Annotated in this window: 23 protein-coding genes; 7 read left to right on the top strand and 16 right to left on the bottom strand. The window is 42.3% G+C overall.

The genetic code is table 11. The annotated features are described in order from the left end of the window. The gene (locus QZT69_RS04075; protein WP_294670752.1) at positions 1 to 1,056 is read left to right on the top strand and encodes a zinc-binding dehydrogenase; all 1,056 of its coding nucleotides are present in this window, start codon (positions 1 to 3) and stop codon (positions 1,054 to 1,056) included. Next, entirely contained in the window at positions 1,028 to 1,567 is a 540-nt protein-coding gene (locus tag QZT69_RS04080; RefSeq protein WP_294670753.1) for a copper resistance protein NlpE N-terminal domain-containing protein, read from the top strand. The genes QZT69_RS04075 and QZT69_RS04080 overlap by 29 nt, the downstream gene beginning before the upstream one ends. 79 nt (positions 1,568 to 1,646) lie before the next feature. On the opposite strand, the gene aspS is transcribed toward QZT69_RS04080, so the two are convergent. Together aspS and QZT69_RS04090 are read right to left on the bottom strand one after the other, a co-directional pair. Further along, entirely contained in the window at positions 1,647 to 3,389 is a 1,743-nt protein-coding gene (gene aspS / locus QZT69_RS04085; RefSeq protein WP_294670755.1) for an aspartate--tRNA ligase, read from the bottom strand. 128 nt (positions 3,390 to 3,517) lie between these two features. Next, positions 3,518 to 4,396: a hypothetical protein gene (locus tag QZT69_RS04090; protein ID WP_294670756.1), complete on the bottom strand. Its 879-nt coding sequence runs from the start codon at positions 4,394 to 4,396 to the stop codon at positions 3,518 to 3,520. A 259-nt stretch (positions 4,397 to 4,655) separates the two neighbouring features. On the opposite strand from QZT69_RS04090, the gene QZT69_RS04095 reads away from it, so the two are divergent. Together QZT69_RS04095 and QZT69_RS04100 are read left to right on the top strand one after the other, a co-directional pair. Beyond that, entirely contained in the window at positions 4,656 to 5,459 is an 804-nt protein-coding gene (locus tag QZT69_RS04095; RefSeq protein ID WP_294670758.1) for an outer membrane beta-barrel protein, read from the top strand. A 113-nt stretch (positions 5,460 to 5,572) separates the two neighbouring features. Continuing rightward, positions 5,573 to 7,474: a histidine kinase gene (locus QZT69_RS04100; protein ID WP_294670760.1), complete on the top strand. Its 1,902-nt coding sequence runs from the start codon at positions 5,573 to 5,575 to the stop codon at positions 7,472 to 7,474. 69 nt (positions 7,475 to 7,543) lie between these two features. Here QZT69_RS04100 and ppk1 read toward each other — a convergent pair whose 3' ends face one another. The 3 genes from ppk1 to trpS form a co-directional block, all read right to left on the bottom strand. Further along, complete coding sequence (gene ppk1 / locus QZT69_RS04105) at positions 7,544 to 9,643, bottom strand: polyphosphate kinase 1 (protein WP_294670761.1); 2,100 nt, start codon at positions 9,641 to 9,643, stop codon at positions 7,544 to 7,546. Between the two features lie 143 nt (positions 9,644 to 9,786). After that, positions 9,787 to 11,505 carry an ABC transporter substrate-binding protein gene (locus tag QZT69_RS04110; RefSeq protein ID WP_294670763.1) on the bottom strand — a complete coding sequence of 573 codons (1,719 nt, stop codon included), beginning with the start codon at positions 11,503 to 11,505 and terminating at the stop codon, positions 9,787 to 9,789. A gap of 226 nt (positions 11,506 to 11,731) precedes the next feature. Further along, a complete protein-coding gene (trpS, locus tag QZT69_RS04115) occupies positions 11,732 to 12,700 on the bottom strand; it encodes a tryptophan--tRNA ligase (RefSeq protein WP_294670765.1) in 969 nt (322 codons plus the stop codon). A gap of 122 nt (positions 12,701 to 12,822) precedes the next feature. Here trpS and QZT69_RS04120 point away from each other — a divergent pair, with 122 nt between their 5' ends. Both QZT69_RS04120 and gatC read left to right on the top strand, forming a co-directional pair. After that, positions 12,823 to 13,581, top strand: coding sequence for a 1-acyl-sn-glycerol-3-phosphate acyltransferase (locus QZT69_RS04120; protein ID WP_294670767.1), 759 nt, complete (start codon positions 12,823 to 12,825; stop codon positions 13,579 to 13,581). A gap of 27 nt (positions 13,582 to 13,608) precedes the next feature. Beyond that, on the top strand, positions 13,609 to 13,902 hold the full coding sequence (gatC, locus tag QZT69_RS04125; protein WP_294670769.1) for an Asp-tRNA(Asn)/Glu-tRNA(Gln) amidotransferase subunit GatC: 294 nt from the start codon (positions 13,609 to 13,611) through the stop codon (positions 13,900 to 13,902). Here gatC and QZT69_RS04130 read toward each other — a convergent pair. From QZT69_RS04130 to QZT69_RS04180, 11 genes are all read right to left on the bottom strand, one after another. After that, complete coding sequence (locus tag QZT69_RS04130; RefSeq protein WP_294671364.1) at positions 13,853 to 14,056, bottom strand: hypothetical protein; 204 nt, start codon at positions 14,054 to 14,056, stop codon at positions 13,853 to 13,855. The two genes, gatC and QZT69_RS04130, sit on opposite strands and share 50 nt — an antisense overlap. A gap of 238 nt (positions 14,057 to 14,294) precedes the next feature. Next, a complete protein-coding gene (gene pgk / locus QZT69_RS04135) occupies positions 14,295 to 15,488 on the bottom strand; it encodes a phosphoglycerate kinase (protein ID WP_294670771.1) in 1,194 nt (397 codons plus the stop codon). Between the two features lie 133 nt (positions 15,489 to 15,621). Further along, the gene (locus QZT69_RS04140) at positions 15,622 to 16,422 is read right to left on the bottom strand and encodes a hypothetical protein (protein ID WP_294670773.1); all 801 of its coding nucleotides are present in this window, start codon (positions 16,420 to 16,422) and stop codon (positions 15,622 to 15,624) included. 119 nt (positions 16,423 to 16,541) lie between these two features. Continuing rightward, positions 16,542 to 17,357 (bottom strand): hypothetical protein, encoded by an 816-nt coding sequence (locus QZT69_RS04145; protein WP_294670775.1) that lies wholly within the window; start codon positions 17,355 to 17,357, stop codon positions 16,542 to 16,544. Position 17,358: 1 nt separating this feature from the next. Then, positions 17,359 to 18,375 carry a glycosyltransferase family 9 protein gene (locus QZT69_RS04150; RefSeq protein ID WP_294670777.1) on the bottom strand — a complete coding sequence of 339 codons (1,017 nt, stop codon included), beginning with the start codon at positions 18,373 to 18,375 and terminating at the stop codon, positions 17,359 to 17,361. After that, a complete protein-coding gene (locus QZT69_RS04155) occupies positions 18,362 to 19,117 on the bottom strand; it encodes a glycosyltransferase family 2 protein (protein WP_294670779.1) in 756 nt (251 codons plus the stop codon). Before QZT69_RS04155 ends, QZT69_RS04150 begins: the two co-directional genes overlap by 14 nt. Positions 19,118 to 19,123: 6 nt before the next feature. Then, positions 19,124 to 20,719 carry a lytic transglycosylase domain-containing protein gene (locus QZT69_RS04160; protein WP_294670781.1) on the bottom strand — a complete coding sequence of 532 codons (1,596 nt, stop codon included), beginning with the start codon at positions 20,717 to 20,719 and terminating at the stop codon, positions 19,124 to 19,126. Between the two features lie 13 nt (positions 20,720 to 20,732). Beyond that, the gene (gatA, locus tag QZT69_RS04165) at positions 20,733 to 22,139 is read right to left on the bottom strand and encodes an Asp-tRNA(Asn)/Glu-tRNA(Gln) amidotransferase subunit GatA (protein ID WP_294670783.1); all 1,407 of its coding nucleotides are present in this window, start codon (positions 22,137 to 22,139) and stop codon (positions 20,733 to 20,735) included. 20 nt (positions 22,140 to 22,159) lie between these two features. After that, the gene (gene tatA / locus QZT69_RS04170; RefSeq protein ID WP_294670785.1) at positions 22,160 to 22,336 is read right to left on the bottom strand and encodes a twin-arginine translocase TatA/TatE family subunit; all 177 of its coding nucleotides are present in this window, start codon (positions 22,334 to 22,336) and stop codon (positions 22,160 to 22,162) included. Positions 22,337 to 22,483: 147 nt separating this feature from the next. After that, on the bottom strand, positions 22,484 to 22,828 hold the full coding sequence (locus QZT69_RS04175) for a hypothetical protein (protein WP_294670787.1): 345 nt from the start codon (positions 22,826 to 22,828) through the stop codon (positions 22,484 to 22,486). Positions 22,829 to 22,841: 13 nt separating this feature from the next. After that, positions 22,842 to 23,486 carry a hypothetical protein gene (locus QZT69_RS04180; RefSeq protein ID WP_294670789.1) on the bottom strand — a complete coding sequence of 215 codons (645 nt, stop codon included), beginning with the start codon at positions 23,484 to 23,486 and terminating at the stop codon, positions 22,842 to 22,844. Between the two features lie 25 nt (positions 23,487 to 23,511). Between QZT69_RS04180 and recJ the strand changes: the two genes are divergently transcribed. Beyond that, complete coding sequence (gene recJ, locus QZT69_RS04185; protein ID WP_294670791.1) at positions 23,512 to 25,236, top strand: single-stranded-DNA-specific exonuclease RecJ; 1,725 nt, start codon at positions 23,512 to 23,514, stop codon at positions 25,234 to 25,236. Positions 25,237 to 25,278 lie beyond the last annotated feature (42 nt).

Consider the following 25,278-nt stretch of genomic DNA (forward strand, 5'->3'; position numbering starts at 1 on the left):
ATGAAACAAACTGAAGCATTTTTCCTGATAAAAAAGGGAAGCGCAGAAAGTGCTTTCGAATTGAGAAGCCTCAGCCTGCCTGAATTAAAAAACGACCAGGTCCTGGTAGAAGTAGAAGCATTCGGATTGAATTATGCGGACGTAATGGCGCGTCTGGGGCTTTACCGGGAAGCACCGCCATTGCCTTGTGTAATTGGCTACGAAGTCGTTGGAATAATCAAGGAAGTAGGAGTAAGCGGGAACAAAGAGCTTATCGGTAAACGAGTAGTAGCATTCTGCCGGTTTGGAGGATATGCCAAACACGTTATTACAGAAAATTATGCCGTTTCGGTTATCGACAATATGGATGTGGGTGTCGCTTTATCACTGGCAACCCAGTTTGTAACAGCACATTACATGGTCAGCAGATCAGCAAATGTGCAGTCCGGAGAGCGTGTTTTAGTTCACGCAGCAGCGGGAGGTGTCGGAACAGCCTTGATCCAGCTTTGTAAATTAAAAGGGGCACACGTTATTGCGAAAGTCAGTTCCAAAGAAAAGGAAAGATTGGTTAGCGACCTGGGAGCAGATCAGGTGGTTAATTATAAAACCGGTGCTTACGAAGAACAGGTTTTAACTCATTTAGGATCAGAAAGATTGGATGTGAGTTTCAACCCGGTAGCAGGAGCAACATTTAAAAAAGACTGCGCGCTTTTGGGAACAGGCGGAAGGATGGTGTTATTTGGTGGTTCTGAATTATCAAATGGTAAGTGGGGACTTCTTTCAACGCTTAATTTTGTTAGAAAGATGGGTTTTATTGTACCAATTGGGCTTATGATGCGTTCTAAATCCATCCTGGGAATAAACATGCTTAAAGTGGCCGACTTCAAACCGAAGGTACTTGCTCAGTGTTTAAACGAAGTGGTGCAAATGGTACAGCAGGGCCAGATTCATCCGGTTGTAGGCGGTGTTTACAAGCAGGGGGAACTGAAAGTGGCCCATCGTTTGCTGGAAGAAGGCAAAACTGTTGGAAAATTAATAATTGTGTGGGATGATGAAACGAATGAACACTCTTTCTAAAACGGTACTAACGTTTGTTTTGTGTCATCTGCCTTGGCAGGTTCTTATCGTTGGTTCAGTTGTGATCCTGGGTGCCTGCATTGAGCACAGAGAGAACGAAAAAAAACCTGCCGGACCGGTTACCGGGAACAAAGCGGAAGAAAAATACATCACGGATAAGGATTACAAAGTTTTTCGCATTTACGAAGGTGAGGTTCCATGTGAAGATTGTGATGGTATTCAGCAGCGCCTGGTTATAAAAGGAGATACTGTGGGGATCTTCAGGTTGACAGAAACCTACAAAAATGCTACGGAAGACGGCGACGCAACCCTGGTTTGCAGCGGTCAATGGAAGAAAGTCAAAGCAGATGCAAAAGAGATCCTTATTCTTTCACAAGGTGGAATCGATGATTCTGTGCGAAGAATGGAATACGAATTTCACCCGAAAGAAATCATCCAGCTTTCACTCGATAAGAACCAGTTTAAGAATACTGCAGAGTATCATTTGAAAATGGTCCGAAAATCAAAGTGAAACAAATTTGATAATACTTTAGGGACGTCCCGTACGTACTGGACGTCCCTACCAGATATAATTTTTGAAAATAGAATTATTATAATTTAATCCCCAACTCCTTCAATTGTGCTTCATCGATCACGGAAGGTGCATCAATCATCACATCTCTTCCGCTGTTATTTTTAGGGAATGCAATGTAGTCACGGATAGAGTCGGAACCCCCCATTGTTGCTACCAAACGGTCCAAACCGAATGCCAAACCACCGTGTGGAGGTGCGCCGTATTCAAAAGCGTTCAATAAGAATCCGAATTGTTCCTGTGCTTGTTCCGGGGTAAATCCTAATAACTCGAACATGCGTGATTGAAGTGCTCTGTCGTGGATACGAATCGAACCGCCACCCAGTTCAACGCCATTCATGGCTAAATCGTAAGCATTTGCCCGTACTTTCCCCGGTTCTGAATCGATCAAATTAAAATCTTCCGGTTTCGGAGAAGTGAACGGATGGTGCATTGCATGGTAGCGGCCATTTTCCTCATCCCATTCCAACAGCGGGAAATCCAACACCCATAAAGGTTTGAACTCATCCGGCTTGCGAAGTCCAAGTTCTGTACCCATGCGTAAACGCAATTCATTCATTTGCTTGCGTGTTTTATCCAAATCTCCGCTCAAAACGAAAATAAGATCACCTGCTTTTGCTCCGGCAGCTTCTGCCCAGGATTTCAATGCAGTTTCGTCATAGAACTTGTCTACAGAGCTTTTGTACGTTCCGTCAAGGTTACATTTCACGTAAACCAACCCAAGTGCACCGATTTGAGGGCGTTTTACCCAATCAGTGATCTCATCCAGCTGCTTGCGTGTATATTCGCTTGCTCCCGGAACAGCAATTCCGATAACAGCTTCTGCGTTGTCAAATACCTGGAAATTCTTTCCTGCTGAAAGCGCTTTCAGGTCCGTAAATTTCATATCAAAACGGATGTCCGGCTTATCGGAACCGTAAGTAGCCATTGCTTCGGCATAACTCATTCTCGGGAAATCTCCTTCGAAAGTAATTCCACGAACTGTTTGGAATAAATGCTTGATTAATCCTTCAAACATGTTCAAAATATCTTCCTGTTCCACGAAAGCCATTTCACAGTCGATCTGTGTAAACTCCGGCTGACGGTCAGCACGTAAATCCTCATCGCGGAAACACTTCACGATCTGGTAGTATCGGTCGAAACCGGAAACCATTAATAACTGCTTAAAAGTTTGCGGAGATTGAGGCAGGGCATAGAATTCGCCCTGGTTCATTCTGCTCGGAACAACAAAATCGCGCGCACCTTCAGGAGTTGACTTGATCAAATAGGGAGTTTCTACATCCAGAAATCCTTTTGAATCCAAATATTTACGCGTTTCCAATGCTACGTGGTTACGTAAACGCAATTTCTGCTGCACCGGGTTTCTTCTTAAGTCCAGGTACCGGTATTGTGCACGTAATTCTTCACCACCGTCCGTTTCGTCTTCGATCGTGAAAGGAGGCGTTTTGGCAGCGTTCAATAAGTTCAGTTCCGAAACCTTAATTTCGATTTCTCCGGTTGGCAGGTTCGCGTTTTTGCTGCTTCGCTCGATAACCAGACCTTTTACCTGGATCACGAACTCACGTCCCAATTTTCTAGCCTGCAGGCACAAATCACTATTTTCTTCCAGGTTGAACGCCAATTGAGTGATTCCATAGCGGTCACGTAAATCAACAAAGGTCATTCCTCCAAGATCCCTGGATTTTTGCACCCATCCTGCCAATGTTACTTCCTGTCCGATATGTGTGGCGCGTAATTCGCCGTTTGTGTGTGATCTGTACATGTACTTGAAAATTTATCCCGATTGTTATCGGGAGCAAAATTAACGATTGTCAAAGAGCTTTTGACGCCGTTAGAGCGATTTTTTTAAGAAAGTGCATGCACGCAGATTAGAAACGTGTTCCGAATAATTCAATCAGTTACAAATACTTTGGAGGAGATCCATTCATTTCTGGTCGTCAGGATGTGGATGATCAATACACCGCTTGCTTGTTCGGGGATGTCGAAGCGGAATCCATTTTCCTCGGAGGCAATAATCCGCTCAACCGGGAAAGTGCTTCCTGAAAGGGTTACAAAACTTGCTGTTTGGATAGCTGATGCTTCCAGACCTTCCACAACGATCTGCCGGTTTTTCATATAAACGGTTAGTTCGTTTGCCAGTATATCAGAAACACCTAAATCATTGATACAAGTTGAGAAATCGTTGTCATGATAATAGATCGTATCCAATTCCGAGCAGATCAGCCGGGGATAATCAATATCAAAGATCACAACGCCCGACAAGCCCGGATTGATGGGCCCGAAATTACTTCCTGTTCCGAACTGCCAACTTTCCGGGTAGCCGGAAGGCTTGTCAATACCCTCGAGTCCTATTTTTTGATATTGCTCGGAACCAATTGTAATGGTAGATAGAGAAATGACTCTCACTCTAATTGCTTCACCAAAACCTGTGAAATCATTGAAAACGGAAATAGTATCCTGCAGGTTTACATCAAAATCATACAGCAAGTATTCCATATTGTTCGGCATTCCGTTAATCATAACCGGTACAAAAAACACCTTGGAAACAGCAGCCTCATAGCGGAAAGCACCAACATATTCCTGGTCTATAAAATCAGGCTGATCGCAACGGTGGAGTTCCCGGTAGTTGATGGAATTGATCTGGATCTCAGGACCGGTAATGTAATATCCGTTGGTGGTATACCATTTGGATCCGATCGAATCGAACAGGTTGGTTTGACCCATGGATAGGAACGGGACAAAAAACAGGAGTAGTAAAGAATAGCGCATATCGAATAGTTTATGAGTTGATTAACAAGACGAAAAAACCGGATAAAAAGTTGATTCGGGCAGGATAGAGCGGTCACTGCCCCCGGTCTTTGAAACGATTTTCCAAAAAACATGCAATAGTAACACATTGAAAAATAAGTGTTTAAAAAATAGTTTAAATTTTTTTTGCATCTGCTGTAACAAAATAAAGCCTGAGGAGGTCATATGTTCGAAAAGCCCGAAGGACTTAACGAATTAGAAAACAATAAAATTTAGAAATATGAGAACTGGTTTATTTATCACATTTATTTTCTTCTTGTTTGGTTACGCAAACGGACAGGAGGATCCGGATACAACGACAATCCGCATGAAAGAGAAAAAAATCCTCATCATTAATAATGATGGCGGTGAAGATGGAGACAACGACACTATTGATGCAGCACCGGACCATAAAACCCTGAAACATTTTGAGGCGCATTGGGCGGGAGTTGAGTTTGGACCGACAATCTTGTTGAACAGTGCTATGAAAAGCAGCTTCCCCAATGACAAACAATGGGAAAATGATCCGGGCAGATCATTCAGCTGGAATTTCAACTTCGCAGAATACAAGTTCAAGATTTACAAGAACTACATCGGGTTGACTACCGGTTTGGGACTTAACTGGACACAAATAGGATTAAAGAACAACCTGTTGTTTGCGAATTCTGATTCGCTCTGGACGATTAAAGATACCGTAAACGATTACCAAAAGAACAAACTTCGTGCAGTATACTTAACGGCTCCGTTAATGCTTGAATTCTGTACAAACTCAGATTCTGACAAAGGATTTTACCTGGCGGCAGGTGTGATCGGGGGAGTTCGTATCGGATCAAGTACCAAACAAGTGATTGAAGAAGACAAGGCCAAGGTCCGCACCAAAACAAAAGGAGTTTACGGGTTGAATGCATTCCGTTTGGATGCTGCTGTAAAATTGGGATATAAAGATATCGGGGTGTTTGCAAATTATAACTTACTGCCTCTTTTCGATACCGACAAAACAGTCGGAGTTTACCCACTAACATTTGGTTTAACAGTCAATTTTTAGTGATTTCACATCATAAGTAACAAAGCGGAGAAAGGGAGGTTAATTTTAACCTCCTTTTCTTTTTCTATAAAATCAGTTTCAGACCTTTTTTGCTAACTTTGAGCAAGAACTCTATGAAACGTTTAATATTCTGTCTGGTATTTATAGGTTTTGCCGAATCCCTTCAGGCACAATCGAATTGCTCATGTGAATCAATGCAGGAGTTTATTGTGCAGCGCGATATGGACAGTACAGCGGTTCACAAACCATTCAGTCTTTGGAAATTTGCCAAAAAACTGGAAAAGGATAAGAATCCGAGATGTCAGGCTTTTTCATTCCAGTTGAAAGCACAGGTTCAGATCAGGAACGGACAGTTTGATGATGCCCAAAAGAGCCTCGACCGCGAAAAATTCATCCTGGACAGTATTCGCTGTAAGTCCGGTTCTTATGTAGAGCATAATCTCACACTCGGTGAACTTTTAATGCTCCAGGGTGACTATGCCGGTTCGATAGATGCTTATTCCAAAACAATACGAATTTTGCAGAAATCCGGAAATAATACCATGCTTGCAAGGGCTTACTTAGGTCTTTCAGGTAGTTATGGAAGATCCAAAGACAAGGAAAAAGCAAAATACTACGCAAATTTGGCTTATCCGATCTTACGTGTTTTATCAGACAACGAGGCAAAAATCGATCTGCTGGCACAGTTATCTTCCAGGTATTACAAATTGTACCAGCTGGAAAAAGATAAATCCTACCTGGATTCGGCATTGAATACGGTTTCCTTTTCATACGTACTCGCAAAGAAAATCCAGTATTCGGAAAGTTACCTGCAGATCTACAATTTGTTTGAGGATCATGCTTATTACAACCGTAATTTCCGATTGGCCCTTAAATACCTGGATAGTGCCCTGATGCAGACCAATCCTGGATACCACTGGAAGGAACGCGGAGCAATTTATGGGGATATTTCCGATATCTACCTGGAATTGAAACGATACGATAAAGCATATCAATTCGCTGATTCTAATCTCGTTTACGCACAAAAGATCGGTGATCCGTATGACGTTACGAACGCACTTGAATTACTTTACAACTGTGCAAAACTCAGCGGGGAATACGAACGTGCACTGGTTGTCTATGAGGATTTGTCTAAAATGAAGGACAGTGTTCTGAAGATCCAGAACGAACGTGCTTACAGTCAGTTAGAGGAGAAATACCACCGTGTCCGTAAGGAAAAATCGGATGCTGAATATGAACAGGATAAACGGTTGTTGCAGCAACAACAGCAAATCGGGCATTTGAAATGGCGCCTGATTCTGGTCGGAAGTATCATTTTTGCATTGCTTGCAGCGTATGTGCTCATGGTTTTCAGACAAAAGTCGATCAAACAGAAGCAAAAAAGACTGGAAATCCAGCAGCGTCTCAACAGGGCAAGAATCAATCCGGATTTTATTTTTAATGCGTTGAATCAGCTGCAAAATGCAGAACTCAGCCAGGGAGCAGATTATAAAAAGAAAATCCAGTCGTTCTCAAAATTGCTGAAGCAGGTATTGGACAGTACGCATGATGATTTCATGACACTGGACCGGGAAATTGAGTTCCTGACCTTCTACCTGACTTTGCAGAGAGACCGTTCTAAGCAAGCTTTTAATTTCTCCTTCGAGGTAGATGAAAACCTGGATCCTTCCAATGTCTGTCTGCCGACCATGATCCTGCAGCCTTTTGTTGAAAGTACCGTTCTGGAAGGTTTTTCCAATCTGAACAAAGTAGGAGAATTAAAGATCCGATTCAAATTGAAAGGATTGAATGAATTGGCAATCGTAATCGAAGATAATGGAAAAGGACTCAAAGCAATCGATTCTTCCAGGGCTTCGGAAATTATTAATGATCGTTTGTACCTGTTGAATAAACTCAACAAAACGAGTTCTTCTTACCTGATCCGCGAAAGATCAAGCGGGGGTGTTTCCGTAGAGATATTTATCCCGCTTATCACCAAAGCATACGCAGAGGAACTGAAGAAGGAAGGCTTTTAATTGGGGAGCCAAGAGCCAAGACTGAAAATCGCTTGGACATCCACCTAATTTGTCTTGACTCTGAAAAGTTTAATATCCCAGATTTTCAATTAATTGGTGGTAATAGTTCTTTAATTCTGCCTGTGAACGGATCACGGCTTCATTTCCTGTTGCTTCTTTATAAGCGTTTTTCTGGTATTTATCTATTATCCGTGCCTTTTCACGGTCTCCCCATTGAAAGGAAAAAACCAGGTCGATGAGTTTTTTGATCTCTATGTCGTAAACAGGGGCGCCAACTTCGATACGTTTATCCAGGTTTCGTTCCATCCAGTCTGCCGAAGAGATAAAATGCAGGGGTTTGTCATTATTCCCAAACACCAGGAAACGTGTATGTTCCAAAAATCGGTCTACAATACTTAATATTTCGATGTTTTGGCTCAGGCCTTTAATTCCCGGCACCAGGCAGCAAATACCGCGTACCATCATTTTGATCTTAACACCGTGTTGAGATGCTTCATACAATTTGTCGATCATTTGCTGGTCAACCAGGTTGTTGATCTTGATGTGAATGAATGCCGGCAGGCCTTTTTTGGCGTTTTTGGTTTCATTCTCGATCAATTGCAGGTATTTTCTTCGCGCATTGACCGGAGAAACAATCAGTGTTTTGAAATGATAATGGTGCAGTGGGTGCTCCATCATATGGAAAACTTCATGCACTTCCTCTGCAATTTTCTTATTAACGGTAATCAAGCCCATGTCGGTGTAGATCTGGGCTGTTCGTTCGTTGAAGTTCCCCGTACCGATATAGGTTATCAGCTGTTCCTTCTTGTCGGCGATCCGTTTAATTTGGATCAGTTTGGAATGGATTTTCAGGTCTTCCGGACCATGAAGTACCTTTGCGCCTTCTTCCCGCATTTTTTCCGACCAGAACAAGTTATTCTCTTCATCAAAGCGGGCCTGCAATTCCAAAACAACAGTTACCTCTTTTCCGTTTCTCATAGCATTTACAAGAGCATTCATGACCTGCGAATTTTTGGCAACCCTGTAAATGTTGATCTTGATGGAAACAACCTTCGGATCGATAGCTGCTTCGCGCAGTAAATCCACTACATGGTCAAAACGGTGATAAGGATAATGCAGCAGCACATCTTTTTCAAGAATGACTTTGATCAGGCTATGTTGTTTGTGAAAGCTCGGGTGATCCACAGCCTTGTAAGGAGCATATATAAATTCCTTATTCCCAAAATCGGGGAACTTCATGAAATCCTTGAAATTGTGATATTTTCCGCCTGCAATGGTGTTTATTCCCAGTGTCAGGTTCAGGCTGCGTATCAGCATCTCCAGTAAATCCTGCGGCATACGGTGATCATAAACCATACGAACGGGTTCACCTTTTTTGCGTTGTTTGATACTCTTCTCCATTTTTTCAATGAAAGACATCGAAACATCATCGTCCAGGTTCAATTCGGCATCACGCGTAAATTTGAATGTAAATGCTTCAATGGTGTCAAAAGAGAAGATCGGGAAGATATCCGCCAAATGGAGACGAATAATATCATCGATCAAAATCACCCCTTTTCCTTTTTCGGATTCCAGGATATAGAACCTGGAAACCAGGTTAGGGATTTCTATGAGTGCAAAACGTGCTTTTCGTTTATAATCCCATTCCATGCGCACTGCCAGGTAGATTGCTTTGTCACGCAGTCTTGGAAATGGCATTTTTTTGTCAATCAATACGGGAACAATGTCGTGGATGACTGAAGAAAAGAAATAATTTTTAAGTTCCTCTTTTTGTTTATCGTTTACGGTTATTTCATCGTAATGCCTGATCCCTTTCAGTTTTAGCTTATGTAGAATTGAGGCATAGGCGTGTTCGAATTTCCGCTGCTGTTTGATCACCACATTGCGGATTTCTTCATACAATTCCTCGGCCGTTCCTTTGTAACCTTCTACTTTTTGATCATCGAGCTGAATCATGCGTTTCACGTTCGCGACCCTAACCCGGTAGAATTCATCCAGGTTATTGGAATAGATACCCAAAAAACGCAGTCTTTCCACCAGCGGGACTTCATCGTCCAGGGCTTCCTGCAATACGCGGTCGTTAAAAGCGAGCCAGCTTAATTCTCGGTTGAAATATTTTGCATTATGCGTTTTCTGTTTTGAAGAACCGGTTTCCAGACTTTTTACCATGGATTTATTATAAAAGTGACAAACTTAACAGGTTGGATTTGATTCTAAGTTAAGAAATTTTTCAGATTTTGTTAAGGCAATAAAAAAGGCAATCCGCCTTGGACTGCCTTTAACTTTTTGCAAGCTGAGAGTTAGTTAAAAATTTAATTTGAACCCTTTGGTTCTTTTATAAATATACTTGAAAAATCTAAATTCTCCAAGGAATTTGTTTTAAAATTTCGAATGCGCGAGTTGATCATCGTGATAAAGTCATCATTTACAAGAGGAGTGACTACTGCATCATCTACAATTTGCTGATCACATTCAACCATAATATCCGTGCGTTTTTTGGAGTCAAGTTCTTTGTTGAGACGAACATACAAATCATCGAATTTGGCATTTCTGTACTTGAACGGATTCATAAATTCGGAATTCAGGTTGGCATACTTTCCATAGAAAATGCTCAGGAAGCTCTCTCCGTCCGGGTAATCGGCAATCCAACCGGAAACCCAAAGACTGGCTTTACCGGATTTTACATATTCATTGCGCTTTTCGAAATTAACTAATTCAACGGTAGTTACAATTCCGAGATTTTCCTTCAATTGTTTCGAGATTCCTTTTGCCAGCAAATGATTTGCGGCATCTTTATTACCGCTTACATAAATCACCAGTTGAGGGAATCCATTCCCATTGGCATAACCTGCCTTGGCAAGCAGGGCATTTGCCTTGTTTACATTAAAGTCCGGTCCTTTTACACGGCTTGCGGGGAAGAATTCGGTATTCGGGATAAATCCGTTGGAAACCGGGTAACCTTCGCCTTGCAAGGTATGGTTCACCAAACCTTCACGATCTATTGCATGGTTGATAGCTTTTCTTACGAGTACGTCCTTTAAAACGGGGTTTTGCTGAGACATACCCAAAAACGTTACCGAGAATGACTGTTTGGAATCTACCTTGTGCTTGACCGTTTTTCCTTCCTGGGCTTCCTGCAGGGATCCCAGGATATTGTCGACTTCTTCGGTAGGGATCTCCAATACCAGGTCAATTTTTCGTTCTCTGAATGCAATCAGCTCACTGCGTTTATTTTTGGTATAGCTCAATTCGATAGCGGCCAGGAACGGAAGTTGGTTCCCGAATTGGTCTTTTGCCCAATAATTGGGATTTCTTTTCAGCTTCAGGCCTTTATTAGAGAATTCTTCCAGCATAAAAGGTCCTGTTCCGACAGGATGGTTTTTGATATCTTCCTTGTAGAAATCATATGCTTCTTTTGGAAAAATCCCAAAACCCGAATAAGTCAATAACTTATCAAAACCGGCAAAGGCTTCTACGAGGCTAATCTGAACTTTGTAGCGGTCCAGGACTTTAATCCCGGAAACTCCACCCGCTTTAAATTGTGTTTTTGTCGCTTTGTTGAATTCGGAAGCACCAACTACACGATCATTGAGCATGAAGCTGATCTCGTTTAATTTCAAACCGCTGCAAGACATATCCAGTGTGAACTTAACATCCTCTGCGGTAAGTTCTCTTCCCTCGCCATCCAGACATTCATCCGGGTGGAAATAGATCCCTTTTCGGATATTTAAGGTGTAAGATTTCCCGTCAGGAGAAACCGTAAAGCTTTCGGCAACCGATGGAATTACTTTTGTTCCGGATGCATCCAGGCGCAGGATCGGGTCAAAGATCTGGGATGTAATCCGCTGGATGTAAAGGGTCGTGGCTTGTAGCGGGAGAATTGTTTCGATCTTTTCGGACGACATGAACCGGAAAGTTCCTCCGTATTTTGCGCCACCTATTGCTTTTAGGTTTTCAACATTCACAGAGTCATCCGAGCAGCCGGCAAATCCGACAGCAATCATGGAAATAAGAACGAACTGTTTAAACATAGTAAGCGCGTTGCAGTGTTTTTACAAAAATAACATTTAAAACAAATGTTAGTGGTTTTGAAGGAAATACACCAGAATTTTAGTCCTTTCCTTCCTAAAAAGGCAAAAGCCCCATAAGAGGAGCTTCAGCATGTTGGTTTAATAAGAGTAGTTTATGTTGGTGTAACATAAGTTGATTCAAATATAGTATTTTTTGATTAAACGGTAGCGTCGATTAAAAATATTTTTAGTAACCAACTTTACTTCGAACGCGTTTCAGAGTTTCACGGGCGATCAATCTAGCTTTAGAAGCCCCTATTTCCAAGGCTTTATCAATCTGAGATTTATCAGCCATTAAAGCATCATATTTTTCCCGTTGTGTTGAAAATTTGGTCAAAATCAACTCTAAAAGTGAATTTTTCGCGTGACCATATCCGTAATTTCCACCCAAATAGTTTGCTCTCATCGTTTCGATCTCGGAAGGAGAAGCCAGTAATTCGTACAAACGGAAAATATGGCAGGTATCAGGATCTTTAGGTTCTTCCAGTCCTTTACTGTCTGTAACGATCGACATCACTTGTTTTTTCAGCTGTTTTTCAGGCAGGAAAATATTGATCGTGTTGTTCCTGGATTTACTCATTTTCTCACCATCCGTACCGGGAACGATTTGGGTTGCTTCATTAATCTTAACATCCGGTAATACGAATGTTTCTCCCATTTTGAGATTGAATTTATCGGCTACATCTCTGGATATTTCCAGGTGCTGTTTTTGATCTTTCCCAACCGGAACAATCTCCGCATCGTATAAAAGGATGTCGGCAGCCATCAGGATCGGGTAGGTAAACAGCCCGGCATTCACGTCCGATAAGTAATCTGCCTTGTCTTTAAAACTGTGAGCAAGCGTTAAGCGCTGATATGGAAAGAAACACAACAAATGCCACATGAGTTCGGTCACTTCTGCTACATCACTTTGTCTGTAGAAAGTTGTTTTTTCGGGATCCAATCCGCAGGCTAACCAAACAGCAGCGGTGGAATACGTGTTTTCGCGCATCAGCTCTGCATCTTTGATCTGTGTCAGCGTATGCAGGTTTGCGATGAAAAGAAAGGAATCATTCTGCTGATCCTTTGCCATCTCAATTGCAGGCAAGATCGCACCGAGCAAATTCCCCAAATGCGGGGTTCCCGTGCTTTGTATACCTGTAAGAACTCGTGCCATTTAAAATTGTTTTTTGCGAATTTAGGGGTTTCTTTCAGCTAAAAGGAAGGAATTGGATAGAAATTCCAAGAATGAATGTTTTTTTGTAACTGAATTTTGATTCGAAACGTTATTTTTGATCGGTGAAGCAGTTCCTGGGAGTACTAAGTTTATGTTATAAGTTTTACGTAGGGCTGATCTTCGTAATCACTTTGCTGTTCTTTTATCCCTTTATTTTTATAACGCTTACCCGCACCTCGTGGAGAAAATGGAGTTTTCCCATTAACGTGGTCTGGAGTTTTACTGTTCGCCTTCTTTGCGGGATTTGGGTGCATCGGCTTAGGAGGGTAAAACTGCCGAAAGGCCCATACCTGATTGTTTCGAATCATACTTCTTATTTCGACATTTTTGTGATGTATTCCATTCTTCCCAGGCATTGCTTTTTGTTTATGGGGAAAAGTGAGATTCTCAGTTATCCGCTGGTAAAAACTTTTTTCAAAAAACTGAACATCCCCGTTCACCGCAACGATCGAATGAAAGCTGCGAAATCATTTATCCAGGCAAAAAATGCGATACAGGACGGTTGGTCTATCGTCATTTTCCCGGAAGGTGGAATTCCGGACGATAACCTGCCGGAAATGGTGGAATTTAAATCCGGAGCATTCAAATTGTCCAAGAACGCACAGATTCCGATCGTTCCCATTACGTTTTTGGACCATTACCACATGTTTTCCGATCCGGATGAGGTTTTGGGACATGCACATCCGGGAGTTTCCCGCATTTACATGCACGATGCCATTTCTGTTGAACAGCAGAACGCATTAACGGAAGCTGAATTATCCGATTACGTTTTCAACGTTTTGGCCGGACCGCTGAGAGAAAGAGGTTTAATGAAGAAATGATTCGTTCAAATTTTGTAATTTTGCACCATGGAAAAGATTTCAGAAGAAACAATTGATCACATTGCGCACTTGTCAAGACTGCGTTTTGAAGGAGACGATAAAGTCGCTATCCGCCAGGATTTGGATAAAATTATCGGTTTCATGGGCAAATTGTCTGAAATACCTACGGATGATGTAGAACCATTAATTTTTATGAGCGACGAAGTAAACGTGCTTCGTGACGATGAGCCTGAAGTAACCATTACGCAGGTTGAAGCATTGAAAAATGCCCCTAAAAAAGATTCCGATTATTTCCGTATTCCAAAGGTTTTGGATAAATAGATTTCCGTTTAATTTTCTTTTTTTCAGTAGAATTGCCGGTTACCTGTTTGTGGCAGTTCATACAAACATTCGCAGCTGGAATGCCCTCCTTTTTTCCATCAACACTTGCATTGTGGCAGTATTTACAATCAATTTCGAGTTTACCTGCGTGAATATCGTGTGGAAATTCAATGGGTTGATCGGGTTTGTAACTTTCTTCAACGGGTAGAATTTCCGGATCAGCTCCACTCGTGCAGCGATTTACTCCCAATCCGCATACCGTAAAGAGAAGTAAGAACAGAAAACAGTGTTTTTGAAATCGTTTCATTGGATGGTTAATGCTTAACTTGAAGGGTGGAAATAAAAATCCCCGATCTGCTGAACAAACCGGGGAATCTTTTTTATGCTTTTGATTAAGAACGAATAGCCTTTATACCCGGTAATTCAATTCCTTCCAAATATTCTAACATCGCTCCGCCTCCCGTGGAAACGTAGCTTACTTTATCTGCCAATCCGAACTGGTTGATTGCTGCAACGGAATCACCACCGCCGATCAGAGAGAATGCACCTTTTTCGGTTGCACGAACGATTGCTTTAGCGACTTCTGCCGTTCCTTTTTGGAAATTGCTCATCTCAAACACACCCATCGGTCCGTTCCACAGGATCAATTTGGAGTTCTCAATGATCTCAGCACAAGCTTTAACAGATTCCGGACCAACGTCCAACCCCATCCATCCGGAAGGAATTTGCCCGATCGGAACCAATTGCGTGCTCGCATTGTTATCGAATTTATCTGCTACGATCGTATCTGTAGGAATGTACAAGTTCACTCCTTTCGCTTTTGCTTTTTCCAGGATCTCGTTTGCTGTTGTCAGGAAATCGTCTTCCACCAAAGAGCTTCCAACGGATCCTCCCTGAGCTTTCACGAAGGTATAAGCCATCCCGCCGCCAACGATCAGGTTGTCTACTTTTTCCAGTAAACGCTCTATGATCGTAATCTTGGAAGAAACTTTCGCCCCGCCAACAATCGCAGTTAATGGTTTGTCATCGCTGTTTAATACGCGGTCAACACTTTTGATCTCGGCTTCCAATAAATACCCGAACATTTTATCATTCGGGAAATAGTTGGCAACAACGGTTGTAGAAGCATGGGCACGGTGCGCGGTTCCGAAAGCATCATTTACGTAACAGTCTCCGTGCTTTGCCAAATCTGCCGCAAAAGATTCTGTTCCAGCTGTTTCCTGCTTGTAAAAACGCACATTTTCCAGCAATAATACTTCTCCCGGTTTCAGGGCTGAGCTCATTTCAAGTGCACTGGAACCAATGCAATCTGAAGCAAACTTTACGTGTTTCCCCAACAGACTTTCAATTTTTCCAACGATGTGTCTCAACGAGAATTTGTCTTCCGGACCTTCTTTCGGTCTCCCCAGGTGGGACATTAAAACTACGCTTCCGCCTTTTTCCAAAATATGCTTGATAGTCGGCAGTGCTGCGCGAATTCGCGTATCGTCTGTAACTTCCAGCGTTTCTTTGTTCAGAGGAACATTAAAATCTACGCGTACCAGCGCACGCTTGTTTTGAAAATCGTAAGTTGCTATTGTTGCCATTAATGGAATCTTAATTTTGAGGCAAAGTTAGGTTAAAGATCGAAATTGGCAAACTGAAATTCCGTACAGAACCAAAAATGGCGACAAGTAACCGCCGCCATTTTTTGAAGAACCTTAAAAAGACTGAAAATCACTATTCAGACCACAAAACCAGGTCTACAAGAATAATACCATCTTCATTTACAAGTGCATTTGAAAGTGTAACGGTGTTTGAATTGGTCCCGCTCCAGTATCCGTTGAAGGAATCGAAGGTGTAAGTTCCGGCCGGAAGATAAAATGTTTCGGTTGGATAACCGTGATCATCCTGCGGATAAATGTATTCGCCGGTAGTGTGGTCGTAAGCATAATATCCGAAAAGATCGTTGGTAGAAGTGGGATTCCCCTGAGCATCTATCAAACGGATTTCAACCTGGTAGATGGTTGTTGTTTGTTTGATCCCTTCGATTACTGAAATGATATCTTCCGAAACTGCAGACTGCGAAGCAATCGCATTGCGAAGATCCGGGATCAATCCATTTGCATCGCTGTAACGGTTTTCAAGAACAGCATCTTTGATTTGCCCTGTCAGGACAATCACATCGTCATTCAATACGACCAACTGAGCTGTGAGATTATTTACCGGTGCGGTTGAAAAGGGAACAATACTTTCATCTGCTGCCAGACTTACAAAATAATCGATGTCGTCTGCATTGTTCTGAATGTGGTTTACAAGTACAAACAAATCGTTGTAAAATGCATTTGCATCCGGAGTTCCCGAGATATTTACTTCGTAAACCAGGCGGTCAATTGCATTTGAAGCATTTTGTACATCCTGTGGAATGTTTTCGGCCGTTTGGATCGCATTGTTAAGATCCGCCTGTACATTGTTCTGAGCAAAAGAAGTGCTCAATCCTGTCAGCATAAGAGCTGCTGCATAAGTAACCAGTTTTTTCATAGTGGAATTATTTTTTATTTGTCCGAATTTACGCCATTGGTATTTAGGCTTTCGGAAGCGGGAATTAAATAATGGTTAAATTGCGGCAGGTAGGGAAAAATTTTTCGCCCCTACCTGAATCAGGCTATAAGAAACCACAACCCCATCAGTCCGAGAGGTAATTCCCACATAAATTCCAGTCGTAGTTGATAACCCACCATGAAAGGAATTAAATGCCCGACGGCTCCGCAAAAAACGGTAAACGGAAGCAGCCAGTGAAAACCCAATAACCCCGTTTGTATACCCAGGGCAAGGATCAAAAGTGCAAATCCGGCATAGCGTGCTTTTTGTGACCCGATCAATTGAGGAATTGTCGCCAGGGATTTCGGATCGTGTGGAAGATCCCGGCTGTCGAAAGGGATAATTTGGGCAAAAACAGCAATGAATACGAGCAGGGGTATTTCCCAGCCGACTCTTGCCAGGTGTTTATCGGACGCGAAGGGAATGAGGATGATCAATACCCAGCTGATCGAGATCAGGATATTTTTAGCGAAAGGAATATGACGAATTCCGTTTCCAATGATGGGAAGCGGCAGTGCATAAAGTGCAACGATGATGGCATTTAATCCGGTCAGGACGAGAAATTCCTTCGTTATTGGAATGTAAAGCATACATGCCAGGCAAGTCAGAAAATTGAGAATGAACCAGGCAATTTGGAAGGAGTAGGTATTCTGCATCCAGAGCAGGCGACGGTTAGAACGCACGGTGTAATTTAACTGCCGTAAACGAAATAAACGATGAAGCTGGTAGGCACTGACAGTTCCCGTGAAACTCCAGAGTGCAAATAATTCCAGGTGATCCAGTCGAAAATAACTCCCGATTCCATATACAAGACTTGTCACACATAAAGCAACCCAGCTGTTTGTATAAATCAATATGCTGAGAGTAGGTCTCATGTTAGTTCCCGATTTTGCTGAAAACTGTTTCTACGGAGATTTCAGAAATACAGTCACAGGTTTTCTTTTCTTTACATTTCTCGCATTTCGGATCAAAGACAAGTGCAGTTGAATGCTCACCCAAAGGCCTCCATCTTCCGGGATGAATGGGAATTCTTGGGGAGAACAGCCCAATTGCCTTTATGTTTAAAAAACCGGCAATATGAAGCGGTCCGGTACTGCAGGCCACCAGTGAAGCAGCGTTTTTAATCAGCCAGATCAATTGGTCAATACTCAGTTTTCCGGTTGAATCATGGCATTTTTCATCTTGCGGGATTAAATTGCGGAATTGCTGGCCTTCTGATTCCGTACCTGTAAAAACAACTTCGTAACCGTTTCCGATCAACTTAGAGGCAAGCTGGGTATATTTTTCGATCGGCCATTCGCGGGCACTTCCCTGCGACTTAGGATGAAGAACGACGTATTTTTTATCCAAAAGTGTTTGGAATTCCTCCGGGAGCTCTTGTGCTTCGACGGAGAAAAAGGAAATCAGCTTATTAACCAGCTCAAAGGTTGGAATTTCCTCTAACCCGAATGGGCGCAGTAATTCAAAATTCAGCTGTGACTCGTGAAGCAGTGATTTTTTACGCGTGAAATTAGGTCTTACATTACAGGTGTTTAAATGAAAAAGACGGTGGGAAGTTCCGATTCGGGTCGGTACTTTTGCTTTTTTGAACACTTTAGCCAGTTCCTTTTTCGGGAAAACATGAATAACCGCATCAATTCCGAGACTTTCTATGGCATCAGCTTGTTCGCTTTTTGATAAGGTAAAAAGATCATCGACTTTTACGATATCATCGATTGCCGCGTAATATTTTACTATAGGGGCAGTATAATTCTTACAGATGAAAGTAATGCGGCAAGTGGGAAATTGTTCCTTCAGCCAGGCTGCTATCGGAAGAGTCAGAAGTACGTCGCCTATGCTGTCTACACGGCTGATTGCAATGTGTTTCCCGTTCCAATTCTTATTTTCCCTCACGATTCAGTCTTCTTAGTTCTTTGTACTTTAAAATGTTGGATTGGGCGCTGATCCGGGCAATTTTGAATCCTTTCCAGCCGTCCAGGAACCCTAATTTAATAAAATACATCGCAACAAAACGACCCAAAGCACTAATTGCGGGTTTCAATGGCCCTACCTTCTTACCTCGAGCATGGAATTTTTTCGCTGTTAGAAGCGAATATTTATCGGCTCTTGCACGGTGGTCTTCGTAAGAATAGTAAGAGTAATGTTCCAGTATACCTTTAAAGACCTTTGCTTCGGAGGGAGGGTGGACCAATTCTTCGTGAACGAATTCTCCCGACCAGTAAGAACCTTCTTTCGGGAATAAACGTGGTTTGATGTCCGGAAACCAGCCGCTGTGACGGATCCATTTTCCCATGTAGTTGGTCATGCGGTTCACAGAATAAGTTCCGGCGAACCCTTTTTCTTTCTCGGTTTTGATCTCTTTGTACAGTTCTTCACTCAAAGCTTCATCTGCATCCAATGAAAGAATGTAATCGGAAGAAGCAAGGCTGTTCAGGTAATTTTTGCTGGCGGAATAACCTTCCCAGGCTCTTTGTTCGAAACGAACACCATACTTTGTACAGATTTCGGCTGTTCTGTCGGTGGAAAAAGCATCGAGTACAATGATCTCATCTGCCAGGTCACGGATAGATTTCAGGCAGCGCTCTATGTTGCGCTCTTCGTTTAAAGTGATGATAACAACTGCAAGCGAATTCATATGTGATTATTTTACCCGTAAACGCTGTCCGACACGAATGCGGCTAGGAGAAACTCCCGGATTTAAACGGGATAATTGGTTCATTGTTAAACCATGTCGGGAAGCAATTTTGGAAAATGTATCTCCGCTTCGGACGGAATAATACCTTTTGGCAACAACCGGTGTATTCTGAACAGGAGGAACCGTTTTTATCGTTGCATTCTGAATACTGTCCGCAACGGCTTCCAGGTATTCCTCATTTTCCACCGTTGTACTGACTTTTGTCTGTATCTTCAGCAGTTGATTTACAGTTATCCGGGCTGTAGTCAAATCGTTCCAGTCCATTAGTTCCTGGATGGATACATTGTATTGTGCAGCGATACTTCCAAGGCTTTCTCCGGCTTTAACCTTATGATAAGTATAATTAATGGTTGTAATGACCTTGGTTTTGGGAACGTCAATTTTGGTATTCACGGGATTTGAAACCACCAGCTGGTCGTTTTGAGGATCAATCGCAACATCTGTTGGCAATTTATAATTACCCAAACCATAGATACGCTGTTCCAATGCATAAAGAGAATCTTCCAGGCTCACCAGTAACCCGATTTTTTGGAGCGGCCCTGTTACACATTGTGGTGGGAATGTGGGTGGAATATAGGAAGTTTTATAAACGGGGTTTAAACTCTGAATATCTTCAACCGACCAGGAAACCAGTTTTTCAATGGTTTGCATGTGAATCCCGCGATTCAGACAAAGTGTATCTAATTGATAGAAATGTATTTTTGGTTCAGCCGGTAGCAAATTGTGCTCCGCGTGGTAAGTCATCAAATAAGTTGCGGCGATGAAATTCGGAACATATCCCTGGGTTTCGCGCGGAAGGTAGGGTCTAACTTCCCAATAGGTTCTTTTTCCTCCGGAGCGGCGGATTGCTTTGTTTACATTCCCCGGTCCTGCATTGTATGCAGCTAATGCCAGGTTCCAGTCACCGTAGATATCATACAGTTTTTTCAGGTAACGGCAGGCAGCGTCTGTTGCTTTTACAGGATCCATGCGTTCATCCATGTATGAATTTTCCTTTAAGCCGTATTGCTTTCCGGTTGCATACATGAATTGCCACAAACCAAGTGCTCCGGCTCTGGATTTCACCTGGGGTCTCAAACCGCTTTCTATAACAGACAAGTATTTCAATTCAAGCGGGAGTCCGTATTCGGAAAGTTTTTCTTCATACAGGTCAAAGTATAAACGGCCGCGCCCTAAAGCTATACGAACGAAATTTCGGCGGTTTTGAGCAAAAAACTTGATAGTTGTCAGCGAAACGTTGTTACAGTCGAAGCCAAAGGTGGAAACTTCATTCAGTTTTGCAAGTCGTTTGCAGTAATCTTCGTCAGAAAATGAAGGAATAGTTCCTGCCTCATAATCCAGGGCATCGACAATAGAATCGTAATTCGCACCCTTTGAAAAATCGTCGTAGTAAAGATTTAAGCTTTGATCTACTATTCGGATAAATACTTCCCCGGTTACTGTATCCTTTACAGGAGGTTTCTGTCTGCGTTGCGCCAGCAAATCGGGCGAATTAAGCAGCGTGATAAAAAGTAGAAGAAGTACTGTTCCGAATCGTTTCATAGGCAAAATGGGATTAATTATGAGTGATCTGATCCGCCAAAGAGAAAATAATCTCTTCGTTGAAATCGTCAGCCATAATTTGTAAACTCATTGGTAATCCGTTGCTGTGCGTACCCCGAGGAATGGCAATTGCCGGATTTCCTGTTAAGTTAGCATGCACGGTAAAAATATCTTGTAAATACATTTGGATCGGGTCGTTGATTGATCCGAACTCGAATGCAGTAGAAGGGGTCGTCGGTAAAATCATCAGGTCATACTGACTGAAGATCTCTTTGGTCTTGTTTTTCAAAACACGTCTCACCTTCATTCCTTTGGTGTAGTAAGCATCGTAATATCCGTGAGACAATACGAAAGTTCCGGCCATGATGCGTCTTTTAACTTCTTTTCCGAATCCTTCCGAGCGGGAAAGCGTATAGGTTTGTTCAACTCCTTTTGCTTCCGGAGATTGATACCCATAATGAACACCGTCGAATCGTGAAAGGTTGGAAGATGCTTCTGCGGTTGTTAATACATAATAGGTCGGAACCAAATATTCCAGATACGGGAAGCTCACTCCTTCAACGGTATGGCCTAAAGCACGTAGGTCTGCGATGGTTTTTTCCATCATGGTGCGAACTTCAGTATCTATGTTTTCGTTTTCAAGTGCTTCCTTCAAATAAGCAATTTTCTTTTTCCCGATAGCAGGAATGGCCGTAGAAAAACCAAGCGGTCTGGAAGAACTGGTGGCATCCATCGGATCTTTACCGGCAATGATTTCCATTACCAAAACAGTGTCTTCCAGGTTGTTTGCAAACGGACCGATCTGATCGAAAGAAGATGCGTAAGCAATTAAACCGTAGCGGCTCACTCTTCCATAGGTCGGTTTAAATCCATAAGTTCCGGTAAAAGAAGCCGGCTGTCTGATTGAACCACCGGTATCTGATCCCAATGCAACGGTGCACATTCCTGAAGAAACAGCAACTGCCGAACCTCCGGATGAACCTCCCGGAACATGTGTTGGTCTCAGGTTGTTTTTTACCGGACCATAGGCGGAAGTTTCATTGGAACTTCCCATGGCGAATTCGTCACAATTCAAACGGCCGATGATCACAGCATCTTCCGCCAAAAGCCGTTCTACAACGGTTGCGGAATAAAGCGATTCAAACCCTTTCAGGATTTTGGAACTTGAGCTCACTGCGTGGCCTTTGTAGCAAATGTTATCTTTTAATCCGATAACCATTCCAGCCAATCTACCTGCTTTTCCGGAAGTTCGTTTTTGATCCACCAATCGAGCCTGTTCCAAAGCGCTTTCTGTAAATACTTCCAAAAAGGCGTTCAGATCTTTATTTTTTTCAATTTGCTCTAAGTAGGAATGCACGATACTCTCCACAGTTTTCCCTGCGGAGAGTGCAACTTTAACTTCCGAAAATGTTTTATACATGTAGAATGGATTGGCTTAATCTATTTTTTCTCTTCTGTGGTGGATGGAGCAGAAGAAGCCTCTTCGCCTTTACTAGCGTCCTTGAATTCTCTGATCCCTTTTCCAAGACCTTTCATCAATTCAGGAATTTTTTTACCTCCGAATAACAAAAGAACTACTGCAAGAATTAAAATAATTTCTGTTGCACCTAATTTCATAACATACTAATTTGTTGCAAAATTAAGGAAATATAAGTTAAGATGAGTGTTAAAAATACATTCAGAGGTGATTTTGATCTAAAAAATGAAGGCTTTTTTATAATCAGCGATCAGATTAATGAAGTGTATAAAAGCAAACGGTTGGACTTATGAGAATTCTACGATTGCTTTTTCGAGTGCCTTTAAGATTCGTTCACGCTTGGTACCCCCGATTAATCCTGCGGGTAAGCGCTCATACCAACTCTGCCAGTAATGTTCTAACCCGTTGTTAAATCGTTTGGTAGAAGGATGAACTTTCACTGAAAAATACTCTTTTGCAATTTTTAATTGGTTTAGAGATACAAATTGAAAGGTAAACGAACATTCCCTTACAAAATAAACCCACTCACCTTTTTCCGGGGAATTTTGAACAGACAGGCCTTGCACATGAGTGGTAGACATATAATCTATATGTTCTTCCGGGTTTGTTTTCTCTTTCCAGTGCTTTGACATGCTATTTTGAATGCTATTCTTTGATATAGATCAGCTTTTTGCCGGTAAACAAGGTTGCCTCAAGCCTTTCCCATTGCTCATACGTTGGAGCAAGGATGGCTACTTCCGAGCCGTAACGTGTAATGGTGCTAACCTGTAGAATGGACTGGAACAGCGGCTGGTAGTTCAGTTCGCTGTGTATAATGGTCATTTTTCCTCCCGCAAAAGTCACAATGCTTGGCTCGAAATAAGAACCTTCATGAAAATTGATTACGTATTTATTTGAATTGATCTTTGTAAAGGTATTCAGAGAACCTTCGCCTGCAATCATTAGTTTGGATTCTATCCCATAATAGTAATTTTCTCCTTCGAGTACGCATGGAACGGAGTCATTGGCTTTGATCCCGAACAAATAGTCTCCTTTTACCTGTAGTTTGGAAGATTCCCGCACCTGTTCCCGCGTAATACTGGCAATCGCAACAGTGACAATCGAGATGCCTTTTTCATCAATGATATAGGTCACTTGCGAATCACTACTTTTGTATTTTCCAAAATGAGATTTATCGGTAGTTAACTGTGAAGGACTTCCAAATGGAAGCGGATCTGAAAACTGGACGGTTTTTTGGGAAAAACTTAAAAATTGAAGGGAAAGGGTAAAAACAAGAAGAACTTTTTTCATAACTTATATTAGAAAACGGAAATTTATGCAAAAACACTGGTTTATCAAACAAACACCAAGCCCCGACAAAATTCAAGCCGCAGTTGACGACCTAAAAGTGAGTCCGATCATGGCATCCATCCTTACTCAAAGAGATCTTACAACACTGCCGCAAATTCGTTCATTTTTCACTCCGCAGCTAAGTGATCTGCACGACCCTTTTCTAATGTTACATATGGACAAAGCGGTAGAAAGGTTACAATTGGCCGTTGAAAAAAAAGAACGAATTACAATTTTTGGAGATTATGATGTAGACGGAACAACATCCGTGGCTTTGGTTTACAGTGTTTTAAAAGAGTATGTTTCGGTGGATTTTTACATTCCGGACCGTTATGAAGAGGGATATGGCCTTTCTTACAAAGGAATTGATACTGCAATTGAGAACGGATGCAGTCTTTTAATTGCACTGGATTGCGGAATTAAAGAAGTCGATAAAGTCAGTTATGCGAAGGAAAAAGGCCTGGATATCATTATTTGTGATCACCATACGCCTGGAGCAATCATTCCGGACTGCATTGTTCTGGATCCCAAGCAGGTTGGCTGTGAGTATCCGTTCAAGGAATTGTGCGGTTGCGGTGTCGGCTTTAAGTTACTGCAGGCCTGGTTTACAAAAACCGGGAAAAATGCAGATGAATTGTTTGATTACCTGGATTTGGCGGCTATCGCAATTGGTGCCGACATTGTTTCGGTTACGGGGGAAAACCGCATTTTGTGCAAACACGGGATTCAGCGGATGAATGAAAATCCTCGTCCGGGCATTGCAGCACTGGTGGAACAGGCGCAGCGTTCCTTCCCGCTTGATCTGTCGAATGTAGTTTTTACCATTGCACCGCGTATCAACGCGGCTGGTCGTTTGAAAAGTGGTTCACGGGCAGTTGAATTGCTGCTTTCGGAATCCAAACAAGCAGCGAAACAGATCGCGCTGGAAATTGATGAGTACAATTCGGAAAGGCGAATACTCGATGCCCAAACAACCGTGGAAGCTTTGGCAATTATTGAGCAGGATGAGCTTTTTATAGGTCGGAAATCAACAGTCGTTTTTCAATCCGACTGGCACAAAGGAGTGGTGGGTATTGTTGCTTCACGTTTGATCGAACACCATTACAGACCAACAATTGTTCTTACCCAGAACAAGGGAGAAGCAACTGGTTCAGCCCGTTCGGTTTCCGGTTTTAATGTTTACGAGGCAATTTCAGCCTGCGAACACCTATTAACTCAGTATGGCGGTCATCAGCACGCGGCCGGACTGACGCTGCCTTTGGAGAATATAGGATTATTCACCGAACATTTTGATGCGTACGTGCAGCAAAACATTCAGCCTTTGGATGAGGTGGAAGATTTGGTTATTGACCTGGAAATTGCTGCCTCTGATTTATTTCTTGCAGGAGAATCAGTGCACCAGGTACCTAGAATTTACAGGATGCTGGAACAAATGGAACCTTTTGGACCCGGAAACGATAAACCGGTTTTCTGTATCCGGAATGCCTATGCGAATAAGCAAAAGGTATTAAAAGAAGCGCATTTGAAATTTGATCTGGTGGATCCTGTTTCGGGAATCGAGCTTTCGGCAATTGGTTTCAACATGGCCGATAAAGCTGATTTGATTGCTTCGGGTTGTGCGTTTGACTGTGCCTTTACCCTGGAAACAAATACCTGGCAAAACCGCACAACTTTGCAGATCCAGGTTCGGGATATTCGGGAAACTCTTTAAATTATCAATTATGAATTATCAAGGATGTTCTTCTTGATAATT

This window comes from uncultured Fluviicola sp. (assembly GCF_902168135.1).
Classification (GTDB): domain Bacteria; phylum Bacteroidota; class Bacteroidia; order Flavobacteriales_D; family Crocinitomicaceae; genus Fluviicola.

Excerpts from the sequence above, each read along its gene's own strand:
- QZT69_RS04140 (WP_294670773.1), bottom strand. The coding sequence starts at position 16,422 with ATGAAAAAACTGGTTACTTATGCAGCAGCTCTTATGCTGACAGGATTG.
- pgk (WP_294670771.1), bottom strand. The coding sequence starts at position 15,488 with ATGGCAACAATAGCAACTTACGATTTTCAAAACAAGCGTGCGCTGGTA.
- trpS (WP_294670765.1), bottom strand. The coding sequence starts at position 12,700 with ATGGCACGAGTTCTTACAGGTATACAAAGCACGGGAACCCCGCATTTG.
- QZT69_RS04100 (WP_294670760.1), top strand. The coding sequence starts at position 5,573 with ATGAAACGTTTAATATTCTGTCTGGTATTTATAGGTTTTGCCGAATCC.
- QZT69_RS04110 (WP_294670763.1), bottom strand. The coding sequence starts at position 11,505 with ATGTTTAAACAGTTCGTTCTTATTTCCATGATTGCTGTCGGATTTGCC.
- QZT69_RS04155 (WP_294670779.1), bottom strand. The coding sequence starts at position 19,117 with ATGAATTCGCTTGCAGTTGTTATCATCACTTTAAACGAAGAGCGCAAC.
- QZT69_RS04075 (WP_294670752.1), top strand. The coding sequence starts at position 1 with ATGAAACAAACTGAAGCATTTTTCCTGATAAAAAAGGGAAGCGCAGAA.
- ppk1 (WP_294670761.1), bottom strand. The coding sequence starts at position 9,643 with ATGGTAAAAAGTCTGGAAACCGGTTCTTCAAAACAGAAAACGCATAAT.
- QZT69_RS04145 (WP_294670775.1), bottom strand. The coding sequence starts at position 17,357 with ATGAGACCTACTCTCAGCATATTGATTTATACAAACAGCTGGGTTGCT.
- QZT69_RS04095 (WP_294670758.1), top strand. The coding sequence starts at position 4,656 with ATGAGAACTGGTTTATTTATCACATTTATTTTCTTCTTGTTTGGTTAC.
- QZT69_RS04160 (WP_294670781.1), bottom strand. The coding sequence starts at position 20,719 with ATGAAACGATTCGGAACAGTACTTCTTCTACTTTTTATCACGCTGCTT.
- QZT69_RS04080 (WP_294670753.1), top strand. The coding sequence starts at position 1,028 with ATGATGAAACGAATGAACACTCTTTCTAAAACGGTACTAACGTTTGTT.
- recJ (WP_294670791.1), top strand. The coding sequence starts at position 23,512 with ATGCAAAAACACTGGTTTATCAAACAAACACCAAGCCCCGACAAAATT.
- tatA (WP_294670785.1), bottom strand. The coding sequence starts at position 22,336 with ATGAAATTAGGTGCAACAGAAATTATTTTAATTCTTGCAGTAGTTCTT.
- gatC (WP_294670769.1), top strand. The coding sequence starts at position 13,609 with ATGGAAAAGATTTCAGAAGAAACAATTGATCACATTGCGCACTTGTCA.
- aspS (WP_294670755.1), bottom strand. The coding sequence starts at position 3,389 with ATGTACAGATCACACACAAACGGCGAATTACGCGCCACACATATCGGA.
- QZT69_RS04090 (WP_294670756.1), bottom strand. The coding sequence starts at position 4,396 with ATGCGCTATTCTTTACTACTCCTGTTTTTTGTCCCGTTCCTATCCATG.
- gatA (WP_294670783.1), bottom strand. The coding sequence starts at position 22,139 with ATGTATAAAACATTTTCGGAAGTTAAAGTTGCACTCTCCGCAGGGAAA.
- QZT69_RS04180 (WP_294670789.1), bottom strand. The coding sequence starts at position 23,486 with ATGAAAAAAGTTCTTCTTGTTTTTACCCTTTCCCTTCAATTTTTAAGT.
- QZT69_RS04175 (WP_294670787.1), bottom strand. The coding sequence starts at position 22,828 with ATGTCAAAGCACTGGAAAGAGAAAACAAACCCGGAAGAACATATAGAT.